Origin of the sequence: Clostridium kluyveri DSM 555 (assembly GCF_000016505.1) — a bacterium.
Classification (GTDB): Bacteria; Bacillota; Clostridia; order Clostridiales; family Clostridiaceae; genus Clostridium_B; species Clostridium_B kluyveri.
In genome coordinates, this window is record NC_009706.1 from 583980 (window position 1) to 599127 (window position 15148).

Genomic DNA, 15148 nt, shown 5'->3' on the forward strand with positions numbered 1-15148 from the left:
AAATGGAGATATAAATATGTATGAAGAGAATTCAAAAAAGGATTTACACAGGGAACTTGAACTCAATTTAGAAAAACAAAAGCTAAAAGAAGTGTTAAAAGAAATTAAAATCCAAATATTAAATTATGTGAATATTAGAAAACAAATTGTAAGTTCCATACTTGACTTGAGAGAAAAAAACTTAGAACAATATAGAGATGATGAAGACCAATATGTAGAATATTTTAGTCATGAAATGTATGCAAGAGAAGAACAGTATAGATTGGTGAATAAGAATATAAGAGAACTTTCCATACTTAAATCCTCACCTTATTTTGGAAAAATTGAGTTTGAGGATAGTTATGGGAGGGAAAGTATATACATAGGGAGATTTGGAATGACTGCAAGGGAAGACTATGAACCCATTGTAATAGATTGGAGATCTCCTGTTTGTGCTTTGTTTTACGAGGGGAAATTGGGAACTTTGAAGTATAAATCTCCTGCAGGGGAAGTTGAAGCAGAAGTACTCTCAAAAAGGCAATTCATTATAAAGAAATCCAATCTTCTGGGGATGTTTGATTCCAGTCTGGACGTAAAAGATGAAATATTACAAATGGTACTCAGTAAAAATGCAGGAGAAAAGTTAAAAGATATAGTAATGACTATACAAAAAGAGCAGGATAATATAATAAGACAGCCAAGAAAAGGAGCAGTTGTGGTGAATGGGGTAGCGGGAAGTGGCAAGACTACTATAGCTTTGCACAGGGTGGCATATCTTCTGTATAATTACAGGAAAATACTACAGGAAAGGGTACTTATACTAGGTCCTAATAGTATATTTATAGACTATATTTCAAGAGTACTTCCTAGTTTAGGAGAAGAAAAAGTTATTCAAACAACTTTCAGAGAATTCTTTGGCAGTATGATAAACCTGCCATATATAATGAGTTTTAGGGAGTATACAGAAAATGTTGTAAATAAGAATAGAGAATTTATTGATGAGGTTATATATAAGGGTTCTTTAAAATATATGGATGATATAAATAAATTGATTGATGTTGTGGAAAAATCTTATTTTAAAATGGAGGATGTACTATTTTATGATAAGGTAATATTGTCTAAGGAACAGATAAATAAAATGTTAATATATGATTTTAAAAGTATGCCTTTATTCAAAAGAGTTAGGAGACTAAAGAGAATTATCTATTCAAAAATAAGAGATGAAAGAAATATTTTAGTAAATCTTATTCAAAAAGACTATAAAGATAGAATTGAAAATATGACAGAGGGAGAACTTAATGATTTTCAAACTGATCTAGAATATAAAAGACGAAATAAAATAAGAAATGTGATATATGAAGTAATAAAAATTAAAAAGGAAAAATTAAAGTGGATGAATGAGCCGGATGTGCTTTCTATATATAATTACTTTAATAAAAATAAGCCTCTGATTTATAATGATCTAGCTGCTATTTTATATCTTAAGATAAAATTAGAAGGATTAAAATATAACAAGGGAATAAGGCATATAGTGATAGATGAAGCTCAAGACTATTCACCTCTTCAGTTTTGGGTTATCAAGGAACTTACAGACTGTAAGTCATTTACCATAGTAGGGGATGTAAATCAAATGATTATACCCTCAGAGAATAAATGTGCCATGATGGGATTAAAAGATATTTTTACCGATATAGAAGTGAAGAATTTTTCATTGGACAAAAGCTATAGATCTACAAATGAAATAATTAGTTATGCAAATAAATACTTGAAACATAACAAAATAATATCCTTAGTGAGAAAGGGAAAAGAAGTTATAGAAAAACAAATAGATAATCATAAAGAACTTGTGGACAAAATACTCCATGATGTTGTAGAATTAAAGGAGAGAGGTTACGAAAGTATTGCTGTAATATGTAGGGATTTAAAAAATACAGAAGCTTTAGGTAATTTAATTAAAAGAAGGATGCATATAAATCTTATAGATAGAGAAAATATGATTTATTCTAGTGGAGAAGTTATTCTTCCATCTTATTTTGCTAAAGGTCTGGAATTTGATGCCGTTATAATGGTAGATACCTCTCAAAGCAATGACGATACATTAAAGTATATAATGGCCACAAGAGCTCTACATGAATTGTATGTGTATAAGACTTCCTCGATTAATTAAAGTTTCTAAGCTTCAGGTTTTGTTAAATTATCCTGAAGCTTAGTGTTTTATAAAGGAGTTTATAAGATTATGATAAATAAATCAGTGCAGTTAATTGAAAAAGCAGAATATGGACATAGATTGGATAAAAACGAAATAGTTCACTTGCTTCAGGATGATGGATGTAATGAGAAACTTTTTGAGGCAGCTGACAGGATAAGAAAAAAATATGTTGGTGATAAAGTTCATCTAAGAGGATTGATAGAATTTTCAAATATGTGTAAAAGAAATTGTATGTATTGTGGATTAAGGTGTGATAATAAAAATATTGAAAGATATAGAATATCTCCAGATGATATTATTGAACTTGCTAAAAAAGCAGAGGGGTATGGATATAAAACCATAGTTATGCAGTCTGGAGAGGATGATTACTATACTGTAGATAAGCTTAAATATATAATATCAAATATAAAGAAAATGGATATGGCACTGACTTTGAGTATAGGTGAAAAGACTTTTGAAGAATACAAATCTTTTAAAGAAGCAGGTGCAGATAGATATCTAATAAGGATAGAAACCACAGATGAAAAGTTATATAAAAAAATGCATCCGGATATGAGTTATAAAAATAGAAAGAGATGTTTAAGAGAACTTAAAATTTTAGGGTATGAAGTAGGCACAGGATGTTTGATAGGACTTCCAAATCAGAGTGTTGAATCTTTAGCAGAGGACATATTGTTTTTTAAAGAAATAGATGCGGATATGATAGGAATAGGCCCTTTTATTCCAAATGAAGATACTCCATTAAAAGATGAAATGGGAGGGAATTTTATAACTAGCATAAAAGTTATGGCTGTAATTAGATTGTTAATGCCAGATATAAATATTCCGGCTACAACAGCCATGGAAAGTTTGGAGCTAAATGGTAGGGAAATAGCTCTTCAAAGTGGGGCAAATGTGGTTATGCCCAATGTAACAGAAGGGGTGTATAGAAAACTTTATGCTCTTTATCCAGGTAAAATTTGTACCGGAGATACACCGGCTCATTGTAGAAACTGCATTACAGGAAAAATAAATAATATAGGTAGAAGTATTTCTGACTCTAAAGGATTTAGAATAAAATCAGTGGTTTAGTAAATCAAAATAATTGTCTAAAAATAATGGGAAAAAAGTTTTCTGACTAAAAAAGTTGAAATTAGTAAAAGTTTATGATAAACTTAGGGCAATTTAATAATTTTGCTGCCTAGGGTAGAGGTGCTGTAATTAATAGTATTTATTTTTAATCGGCAGATGTTTGAGGAATAAAGAAAGGAATTACAGCCGAAAAGTTAGTTTGGCGAACCTAACTTTGGCTTTGCATATAATATGTGTAAGGCTGTCACTGAGATATACTTGGTGGAGAGCTACAAGGTACACAGCTGTGCATAATGTGCAGTATAGGTCTGTGTTCCTTTACTGCACTTATTTTTTATCCTGAGGAGGTAATTAGCTACTGCTCCAGCTTCTTTAAAGTGGAGTGGGTGTGCAATGCTGCACATATGGATAAATTCTTTTAGGATTCAGATGGAAAAAAGTATTATTTTATAAGTGAAATTCATCTAAACCTAGAAATTATATGATAATCAGAAATAGGGAGGAGTATTATGGCAATTATTGTTCAAAAATATGGAGGAAGTTCTGTAGGCACTCCAGAGAAAATAAAAAATGTAGCAAATACTGTAGTAAATAAAGTAAAGGCCGGGAATAGTCTGGTAGTTGTAGTGTCAGCTATGGGAGATACTACGGATGATTTAATAGCGCTTGCAAGACAAATTACGGATAATCCGGATAAAAGAGAGCTGGATGCACTTTTATCCACGGGAGAAATGATGTCCTGTGCACTGCTTGCAATGGCTATCAAAGATTTGGGATATGATGCGATAAGTTATACAGCGTATCAAATTGGAATAAAAACCAGTGGTCAATATGGTAAATCTCTTATAGATGATATAAATGCAGATAGAATGAAGAAAAGTTTAGATGAAGGCAAAATTATAATTGCAGCAGGCTTTCAAGGTATAAATGATGAAGGAGATGTAACTACCCTTGGAAGGGGTGGTTCAGATACCACAGCTGTGGCTATAGCTGTAAAGTTAAATGGAGTATGTGAAATATACACTGATGTAGATGGAATATACAGTGTGGATCCTAGAAAATATAAAAATGCTAAAAAATTGGATGAAATAGATTATGAGGAGATGCTGGAACTTTCAAGTCTAGGGGCCCAAGTTATGCATTCTAGGTCTATAGAACTTGCACAAAAATATAATATACCTGTGTATGTAGGATTAAGCAATAGTAATATAAGAGGAACAGTTATTAAGGGGGTAGATACAATGAATTTAGAAAGTAAACCAGTAACAGGACTTGCGACCAGTGATGAGGATATTGCAATTACAGTAAAAGATATTAAAAATGATATAAATATTATTTCAAATTTATTTGAGAGTGTAGCAGAAAAAAAGATTAATGTAGATATGATAAGTCAAACTGCACCTATAGATGGCAAGGTTAATGTATCCTTTACCATACCGAAAGATGATATGAAGGAATGTCTAACTATTTTAAAATCATATTTTGATAATAATCAGATAGATATAGATAAAGACATAACCAAGTTTTCCATAGTAGGTATAGGGATGAAAACTACTTCAGGAGTAGTTGCAAAAATGTTTAAGTTATTTAGAGAAAATAATATAGCTGTAAAGATGATAACTACATCAGAAATAAGAATTACCTGTGCTATAAAGCAAGAAGATAAAATGAAAACAATAAGTATTATAGCAGAAAAATTTAACTTATAAGGGTTTAATTATGTTTTTGGCAAAAACTTTTAGGAGGATACCAGTGTGAGATTAATAGGCAATATGGAAGTTAAAGATAATGTTTTATATATTGGGGGAATAAGTACTGAGAAATTGATAGAAGACTATGGAACTCCACTTTATGTAATAGATGAAAAATTAGTTAGAGATAAATGTAGAAGATATTATAAAGCTTTTAAAGCACACAAAAATAATAAAGTCACTTATGCTGGTAAAGCCTTCTTAAATTTAGCTATGTGTCAGATAATAAATAGTGAAGGACTGTATTTAGATGTGGTGTCAGAGGGAGAGCTTTATACCGCTTTAAAAAGTGGCTTTCCTATGGAAAAAATTTATTTTCATGGAAATAATAAAACATTAGAAGAGATAGAAATGGGAATAGATCTTGAAGTGGGAAGATTTGTAGTAGATAATCTTTATGAAATGGATAAGATAAATTCTTTGGCAAAGGAAAAGGGCAAAATACAGAAGGTACTTTTAAGGATAACTCCTGGAATAGAAGCTCATACCCATGAGTATATAAAGACAGGACAGATAGATTCCAAGTTTGGATTTACTATGATAAACGGTGAAATCATAGATGTAGTAAAGAAAGCTATAAGTCTTTCTAATATAAAACTTACAGGTATTCACTGTCATATAGGCTCGCAGATATTTGAAACCAAGCCCTATGAGGATGAAGTTGAAATTATGCTGAAACTGGTAAGGAAGATAAAGGATGAAACTGGATACGAAGTAGAAGAGCTGGATCTTGGGGGAGGATTTGGAATATATTACACTCCAGAGGATAAGCCTAAGACTGTAGAAGATTTTTGTAGTATTATACTGGAAAGGGCAGAAATGAAATCAAAGGAATTAGGTATAAGAGTACCATCCTTAGTAATAGAACCTGGCAGATCCATAATAGGGAATGCAGGAACGACCCTTTATACCATAGGTGCAATAAAAGAAATTCCGGGTGTAAGAAAGTATGTGTCTGTAGATGGAGGAATGGTAGATAATATAAGACCTGCACTCTATAATGCTCCTTATGAGTGTACCGTAGCAAATAGAGTAGAGGATGACAGTAAGGAAGTGGTAACTATAGCAGGAAAATGCTGTGAATCAGGAGATGTATTGATAAAAAATGTACAACTTCCAAAAGTTCAATCAGGAGATATATTGGCTGTATTTACTACAGGAGCCTATGGATATTCCATGGCAAGTAATTATAATAAGATTCCAATTCCAGCAGTGGTTTTAGTAAAGAATGGACAATCAAGACTAATCTCTAAAAGACAGAGCTTTGATAATATGATAGAAAATCAAATAATGTTGTAATTTAATTCCATCCTACTTGGGAATTTATATTTTCACTTTTATTGGGAACAATAATGAAAGTACAATTCTTTTTCACAAGAAAGGATGGATTTTTTATGCTTTATGTTATAGGTATAGCTATAATTATATTCCTTGCAATGATCTATAAAAATTTAAATAAGTGTGTTGATGTGGATGAAAATATGGTAGATGACATTCCTACACTTAATCTAGGTAAAGAAGAATTAAAAAAATATGCTAGAGAAATATCAATTATACCCGCACAAGTTAAGAAAAGAAGCTGTAAGAAAAAATTAATTGATAGTTTAGATAAAAATTATAAAAATATTTTACATGGATATAATTTTTTCAACATGGAAATTAAAAACAGAGGGGATATAGTATTTTGTGCTGAATGGCTTTTAGATAATTTATATTTGATTAAAAAAGAGTATAAGGATATAAAAACTAATATGCCGGGAGATTATTACAAGAATCTTCCTGTAATTACTAAAGGAGCTATGAAAGGATACCCTAGAATATATTACATAGCAAGGGAAATGTTACAGTGTAGTTACGGTACTGTAAGTGAAGAGGCTATAGAGACTTTTATAAGTGCCTATGAGGAAAATACAGTATTAAAAAGCTGTGAACTTTGGGCACTGCCTATAATGCTTAGAATAGCCTTAATTCAAAATATAAGTAATATAACAGAGAATATAGTATTTATGCAAAAGGAAAGAAAAAGAGCGGAGTCTGTAGCAGAAGGTATTATAAATTCTGGAAGCAATATAGATTTTGAAATTGAACGATTTAGAAGAGATAGAATAAAATTTACTTCACCTTTTACGGAAAGATTTATAAAAATATTAAGAGACAATTTTATAGATAGTGTGAAAGTATATGATTGGATAGATGAAGAATTAGATAAAGAAGATAGCAGTGCTGCAAGGGCAGTGAATATAAATCATCAAAAGCAGGCTGTATATCAAGTATCCATGGAAAATTCCATTAATGGTATAAGAGAAGTATGTGCATTGAACTGGAAGGAAAATTTTGAACGTCTAAGTTATGTAGAGCAGGTGTTAAGAAAGGATCCAGCAGGGGTTTATGAACTCATGGACTTTAATTCTAGAGATTATTACAGGCATAAAGTAGAAAAGTTATCTAAGAAGATAAATGTACCCGAGTCCTTTATAGCGAGAAAGGCTGTGGAATGTGCAGAGGAAGCATCTGGAGAAGTATATGAAAAACATGTGGGATATTATCTCATTGATAAAGGCATATCCTGTCTTAAGAAAAAGATAAAATCCAGTGGAGAAGAATATAAAAAAGTGAATTCTGAAATTGGAACTAATATAACAGTAGATCTCTATATAGGGACTATAATATTTGGTACTATTTTTTTGGATTTGTTAATAAATGGAATGAATTTTTATGGCCAGAATTTGCCCATATGGAAATACATAGCAGCCGCTGTAATACTTTTAATACCAAGTAGTGAAATATTTATATCCATATTCAATTGGAGCATAAATAAACTTGTAGAAACTAGATTTATACCTAAGATGGAATTTAAACAGGGTATACCGCAGGAATTTAGTACGGTAGTTGTGATTCCAGCACTTATAAACAATGTAGATAGGTTAAAAAGTCTTATAAGTGATTTGGAAGTGTATTATCTAGCTAACGAGGAACAGAATTTGTATTTTGCATTACTTGGAGATTTTAAGGATAGTTTCTATGAAGAAGAAAGCGGGGATAAATTAATAGTAAAAATTGCTTTAGAAGAAATAAAGAGCCTTAATAAAAAATATGGGAATGGTGACAGAGATAAATTTTATTTTTTGAGCAGATACAGAAAATATAATGAAAAAGAACAAAAATGGATTGGATGGGAAAGAAAACGGGGAAAATTAATGGAATTTAATTCCCTTGTAAGGGGAAACAAAAATACCAGCTATAATGTTATCAGCGGAGACATAACAAGCTTATGCGATGCAAAGTATGTAATAACATTGGATGCAGACACCAAACTTCCGAAGGACACAGCTAAGTTACTTATAGGAGCTATGTCTCATCCATTAAATATTCCTTATGTTGATAAAAACAATAAAAAGGTATTGAGAGGGCACGGATTAATGCAGCCTAGAGTGAGTGTAGGAGTGTTAAGTGCAAATAAAACAGTCTACTCTAATATTTTTTCTGGAGAAACAGGTATAGATATATATACAAGTGCCATTTCCGATGTATATGAAGATTTGTTTGATGAAGGTATATTTACAGGAAAGGGTATTTACGATATAGATGTGTTTAATGATATTTTACAAGATGAAATACCTGAAAATACTGTATTGAGCCATGATTTGCTGGAAGGATCTTATGTAAGGGCAGGACTGGTAACTGATATAGAGCTTATAGATGGATACCCTGCCTATTATGATTCCAGTTGTAAAAGGCTTCATAGATGGGTCAGAGGGGATTGGCAGCTTTTACCATGGCTGTTTAAGAAAAATTCTTTAAATAAACTATCTAAATGGAAAATAATAGATAATCTAAGAAGAAGTGCTGTGAGTCCTGCAGTTATAATACTTATTATAGGGGCTTTAACTTTATTCTCTAATTCAGATAATTTGCTTTTAATAGCCCTTATTTCACTACTCTGTCCTATATTCTTTGATGTATCGGAAACTGTGGTTTCTCCTGTAAAAGGGATAAGTCTTTCAGGAAAAGTGAGTAATTTTAAAGTTGCTATAGAACAGTTTTTCCTAATATTAAGTTTTTTGCCTTATCAGGCATATTTAATGTTAGATGCTATAGTGAGAACGCTCTATAGGGTTTTTATAAGTGGTAGAAATTTGCTTCAGTGGCAGACTGCTGCAGATGTGGAGGCAGCTTCAAAAAAAGAATTTAGCCATTATTTGAAAACAATGTGGATAGGTAGTGTTATTGCGATTGCAATAGGCCTTTTAGGATTTATGAACTCTTTGGAAACTGCATTTTTAGTATTACCATTTTGTGTGGTTTGGTTCTTTTCGCCTTGGATAGCATTTAATATAAGTGAAGATAGAAATAATGATAAAGAGGAACAAATAAACGACGAGGATAGAAAATTGTTGAGGGAACTTGGCAGAAAGACATGGGCCTATTTTGAAGACTTTATAACTTCGGAAACCAACTGGCTTTCACCAGATAACTATCAGGAAAAACCTTATAAGGGAATAGCTTATAGAACTTCTCCGACTAATATGGCTATGGGTATTACTTCTAACGTAGTAGCCTATGATCTGGGATATATAAGCATATCGGAGTTTCAGTACAGACTTCATAATATACTTTCAAATATGGAATCTTTAGAAAAGTATAAAGGTCATTTTTATAATTGGTATGATATAAAAAATAAAAAGCCACTTTATCCAAGATATGTATCTACGGTAGACAGTGGTAATCTAGTAGGATATATATGGCTTGTAGAAGAGAGTTTGGATGAATATATGGGATATCCTCTGATAAATAAAAATTTGCCTTTAGGTTTGAAGGATACTTTGAAATTAGCAGAAGATGAGATCTATAAAGAACTTAAAATTAAACAGGTATATAGAAGTTTTATAGATAGGCTTTCTAGTGATGATTTGAATAAATTTGAAGGGGAAGATGAAATCAATATATTCTTATTGAGATTATTTTTATATGAATTAATAAAAAAATCTATGGAATTCGATAAAAAATCCATAAAATTATATTGGAATATGAAAGTTTACAATATGTGTATAAAATTTTTGGAAGAATTAAATAACGTATTTCCATGTATTGCTTTTATAGATGAAGAACCACAATTCAAAGATCTTAAACATAGGTTTAATGATTTAGCAGCTAAGGTACCTTTAGAAGAGGTTCCAGCAGCTGTTGATGAATTAATTAATGAATTTGCTCATCAGAAGGAAAACAATAATGTAAATGCTTTGAAGGAGCTTTTGTTGCAGACTAAGTCGAATGTAGAAAAGATTATATTTGAAATAAAAACTATAAAAAATACTTTATCTAATATGGGAAAAGAGCATAATTTCAGTATGTTGTATAATAAAAAAAGGCAGCTTTTTGCCATAGGATATGATGTGGAAAAAGATACTTTAGGTAAAAATTATTATGATTTGCTTGCATCAGAAGCAAGGCAGGCCAGTTTTGTAGCTATAGCTAAAGGTGAAGTGGAACAGGCACACTGGTTTAATCTGGGAAGAGCTATGACTTCTGTAGGCGGAGGTAAAGGATTAGTTTCTTGGTCTGGAACTATGTTTGAATATTTGATGCCTCTTATAATTATGAAAAAATTTCCTGATACTTTGTTTAGTGAAACTTATGAATATATAGTTGAAGTACAAAAAAACTATGGAGATAAAAAACATGTGCCTTGGGGTATCTCAGAATCTGCATATTATGATTTTGACATAAATTCCATATATCAATATAAGGCTTTTGGAGTTCCAGGGATAGGATTAAAAAGAGGTCTTACCAATGAATTGGTGGTTTCCCCTTATGCTTCTGTAATGGCACTTCAAGTTGATTTTAAAAATGCATTGAAGAACATAAAAAGACTTATAGAACTTAAGGTTGAAGGAATATATGGATTTTATGATGCCATAGACTATACTTGTGAAAGATTATCTAAAGGCAGAAAAAGTGCCATAGTAAACTGTTTTATGATACATCATCAGGGAATGAGCTTCATGTCTCTGGATAATGTGCTTATGAAAAATATTTTACAAGAAAGGTTTCATAGAATTCCAAGGGTTAAATCAGTAGAACTGCTTCTGCAGGAGAAAGTTCCAAAATCTATTATCTATAATAGAGAAGAACACAGTAAAGAGGCAAAACCCTTATTTAAAGAGGAAAATATGGTGGGGAGAAAATATACCACTGCAGTCACTAAAGCACCAGAGACAAATATAATTTCAAATGGAAATTATTATTTGATGATGACAAATAGCGGCAGTGGATATAGTAAGAGAAAGGATATTATGGTATATAGGTGGCGTGAAGATGTTACCACGGATAATACGGGAATGTTCTTTTATATAAAAAATATAAATTCAAATGAGTATTGGAGTGCCACCTTTGAACCCTGCAAGCACGAAGGAGAAGATTATGAGGTTATATTTCTTCCTGATAAATGTGAATTTAAAAGAAAAGATGGCAATTTAAGAACTTATACCGAGGTCACCGTATCTCAGGAAGATGAAGGAGAAGTAAGAAGAATTTCAATTACAAATAGTAGTAATTATAAAAGAGAAGTTGAAATCACCAGTTATTTAGAAGTAACCCTTGCGCCATATAATGCAGATTTGGTTCATCCTGCTTTTGGCAATTTATTTATAGAGACTGAATTTGTTCAAGAACCAATGTGTATTATTGCAAGTAGAAGGCCTAAGTCTAAGGAGGAAAAATTATGGCTTATGCAAACCATAGCAATAGAAGGGAAACAGATAGGCTCTGTTCAATATGAAACTAGCAGAGTTAATTTCATAGGAAGAAATAGAAATCTTATGAATCCCAGAGCTATGGATAATGATGCTCAATTAACTAAATCTATAGGTGCGGTAATTGATCCCATAATAAGTATGAGGGTTAGAGTGGTTATAGAGCCTGGAAAGACCTGCAGGGTAGCTTATAGCACTGTAACTGCAAATTCCAAGGAAAAGGCAATTGAACTTGCCAATAAATATAGAAATATGTCCAATATAGATAGAATATTCCAGCTGTCCTGGACAGAAGTACAATTGGAAATGAAATATTTAGGAATAAAGTCAAATCAAGCAAATATGTACCAGAAAATGGCCTCGAGGATTTTATTTATAAATGGTTTATTTAAAGACCGATATGAATATATTACTAAAGTAAAGCAAGGGCAGTCAGCACTATGGCCTTATGGAATTTCAGGAGATTTACCTATAGTTCTTCTTATTATAAGAGACGAAAAGCATATGGAACTTGTAAGGCAACTTGTAAATGCACATGAATATTGGAGCTTGAAAGGATTGTCGGTAGATCTGGTTTTGTTGAATTTGCAGGATACTTCTTATGTACAGTTACTTCAGGATAAGATAAGAGATACAGTAAATTCCAGAAGGGCAGCTAGGAAAAATGTACCTGGAGGAATATATATTTATAATAACAGTACCATTAATAGGAGGGATATAGAATTTTTTATAGCTGTATCCAGAATTGTGATAGATGCTGAAAAGGGAGAATTTTTAAAACATATTAAAGATACTGAAGGGAAAAGAGCAGCTTATGGAAATATAAGTAACAGGTATAAGAATAATACTTCAAATTACAGTTTTAAGATCCCAGAACTTCAGTATTTTAATGATATAGGGGGATTTTCTAAAGATGGAAAGTCATATTTTATAATATTAAAAAATTATAATAACACCCCTGCTCCATGGATAAATGTTATATCGAATAAAAAATTTGGATTTCATATTTCCGAAAATGGAGTATCCTACACATGGAATAAAAACAGCAGAGAAAATAAACTTACCACATGGTCAAATGATCCAGTAGTAGATGGAGAAGCTGAGGCACTATATATAAAGGATGAAGTCACGAAGCAGATATGGAGTATATCTCCTAAACCCATAAGAGATTCAGGAGAATATATAATAGAACATGGCTTTGGATTCTCTACATTTAAACATGAAGCTAATGAAATATTAGGAGAGATGACTGTATTTGCAGATATTGAGCACAGTGTAAAAATCTGTCGGGTAAAATTAAAAAATATGGGAGTAGTTAAAAGAAAACTTTCACTCACCTATTATGCAAAATTGGTACTTGGAGTTTGCCATGAACAAACAGCCCAGTATATATACACAGGATTTAACAGTAGGGAAGAATATATATATGCTGTAAATCCCTATAGTGAGTGTTTTGGAAGAGGCATATGCTATATGAAAATTTTAGGAGGGAAAGACTCCTCATATACTTCAAGTAGAGAAGAATTTATAGGTAGAGGAGGAGATGTATCAAAGCCAAAGGGTTTAGGATATGAAAGTTTTTCCGGTAAAATAGGAGCTGGATTTGACCCTTGTTTTGCTGAAAATACAAGAATAGAGTTAAATGAGAATGATGAAAGTGAAATTTTAATTCTTTTGGGACAGGAAGATAGCTTTGAAGAGATAAGCAAAGTAATTGAAAAATACAGCAGTGTTGAAATTTGGCTTGAGGAGTTAAGCAAGGTTAAGCACTACTGGGAAAGGATGTTTAATGTTATACAGGTTACTACACCAGATAATTCCATGAATATTATGTTAAATGGATGGCTTATGTATCAAGTAGTGGCATGTAGGTATTTTGCAAGAACTGCATTTTATCAGTCTGGTGGAGCATATGGATTTAGAGATCAGCTTCAGGATGTGATGGCTATTTGTTACTTAAATCCTGATATAACAAGAGAGCATATACTGTATAGTGCTTCAAGACAGTATTTAGAAGGTGATGTACAGCATTGGTGGCATCCTTATGTGGAAAGTGGAATAAGGACCAGATTTTCAGATGATCTATTGTGGATGCCTTATGTAGTAGCAGACTATGTACAAAATACAGGGGATTACAGCATACTGGATGAAGAAGTACTATACCTTGAAGATGAACAGTTGAAAGAAGGGGAAGATGAAAGATATAAAATATCCAGTGTTTCAAATAAGAAAGGAAATATTTATGAACACTGTATAAAGGCTATTGAAAGATCCCTAAAATTTGGTCCTCACAATATACCTCTTATGGGTTCAGGAGATTGGAATGATGGCATGAGTACTGTTGGGAATAAGGGCCAAGGTGAAAGTGTATGGTTAGGATGGTTTTTATATAGTATATTGGATAAATTTCAGTCCATATGTAAATTTAAGAGAGATGATAAGCGTTCAGATGAATATTTAAAGTTAAAAGAGTTTATAAGAGAAAATATAGAAACAAATGCATGGGATGGAAGCTGGTATAGAAGGGCGTATTTTGATAATGGAATCCCTCTTGGATCCGTTGAAAATGATGAGTGTCAGATTGATTCAATTTCACAATCCTGGGCGGTTATATCAGGTGCTGCTAAGGAATCAAGGGCCAGAGAGGCTGTAGATGCTCTGGAAAGAAATCTTATAAGAGAAGATAAAGGAGTTATGCTTCTACTTACTCCAGCTTTTGATAAATCTGCTTTGGAACCTGGATATATTAAGGGATATATACCTGGAGTTAGAGAAAATGGAGGTCAATATACCCATGCTGCTATATGGTCTGTTTTAGCACTTGCTAAGATATGTCATAATGATAGAGCGTATAAAGCCTTTTCCATGATAAATCCTATAAATCACACTAAAACCTATTTGAATTGTGAGGTTTATAAGGTGGAACCTTATGTAATGGCGGCAGATGTATATGCAGTGGATTCTCATGTGGGAAGAGGAGGCTGGAGCTGGTATACAGGTGCTGCGGGATGGATGTATAGAACTGGCATAGAGACAATTCTGGGATTGAAGCTTAATGAAAATTATGGATTTACAATTTCCCCTTGTATACCAACTAGCTGGAAGGGATATACTATAAAATATACCAGAGGACAATGTATATATAATATAAAGGTAGAAAGAAATTCTGAGGTAGGAATATGGCTTGATGGTAATATGATCCACAATAAGATTGTCCCCTTTCTAAATGAAGGAGAACATGAAGTAAAAGTAAATATATAATATAATTATACCTCCTAAATTCATTTGGGAGGTTATAATTTTAAATAAGTCTAACAATTAGAGATATGTACTATATAATATAGTATGGTATAAATTAACATAGCAATTTTTAAATGTTTATAGTA

General features: G+C 32.0%; 5 protein-coding genes and 1 riboswitch. All 5 genes read left to right on the forward strand.

Annotated elements, in window-relative coordinates:
- The first annotated feature begins 16 nt into the window (after nt 1-16).
- The 5 genes from CKL_RS02970 to CKL_RS02990 all read left to right on the forward strand — a co-directional run bounded on the left by CKL_RS02970 (nt 17) and on the right by CKL_RS02990 (nt 15023).
- Nucleotides 17-2146: a HelD family protein gene (locus tag CKL_RS02970; protein ID WP_011989173.1), complete on the forward strand. Its 2130-nt coding sequence runs from the start codon at nt 17-19 to the stop codon at nt 2144-2146.
- 69 nt (nt 2147-2215) lie between these two features.
- On the forward strand, nt 2216-3259 hold the full coding sequence (gene hydE / locus CKL_RS02975; protein WP_011989174.1) for a [FeFe] hydrogenase H-cluster radical SAM maturase HydE: 1044 nt from the start codon (nt 2216-2218) through the stop codon (nt 3257-3259).
- A 107-nt stretch (nt 3260-3366) separates the two neighbouring features.
- A riboswitch (Lysine riboswitch) is annotated at nt 3367-3539 on the forward strand.
- A gap of 229 nt (nt 3540-3768) precedes the next feature.
- Complete coding sequence (locus CKL_RS02980) at nt 3769-4968, forward strand: aspartate kinase (protein WP_011989176.1); 1200 nt, start codon at nt 3769-3771, stop codon at nt 4966-4968.
- A 45-nt stretch (nt 4969-5013) separates the two neighbouring features.
- A complete protein-coding gene (gene lysA, locus CKL_RS02985; RefSeq protein ID WP_011989177.1) occupies nt 5014-6309 on the forward strand; it encodes a diaminopimelate decarboxylase in 1296 nt (431 codons plus the stop codon).
- A 95-nt stretch (nt 6310-6404) separates the two neighbouring features.
- Nucleotides 6405-15023: a glycoside hydrolase family 94 protein gene (locus CKL_RS02990; protein ID WP_041700767.1), complete on the forward strand. Its 8619-nt coding sequence runs from the start codon at nt 6405-6407 to the stop codon at nt 15021-15023.
- Nucleotides 15024-15148 lie beyond the last annotated feature (125 nt).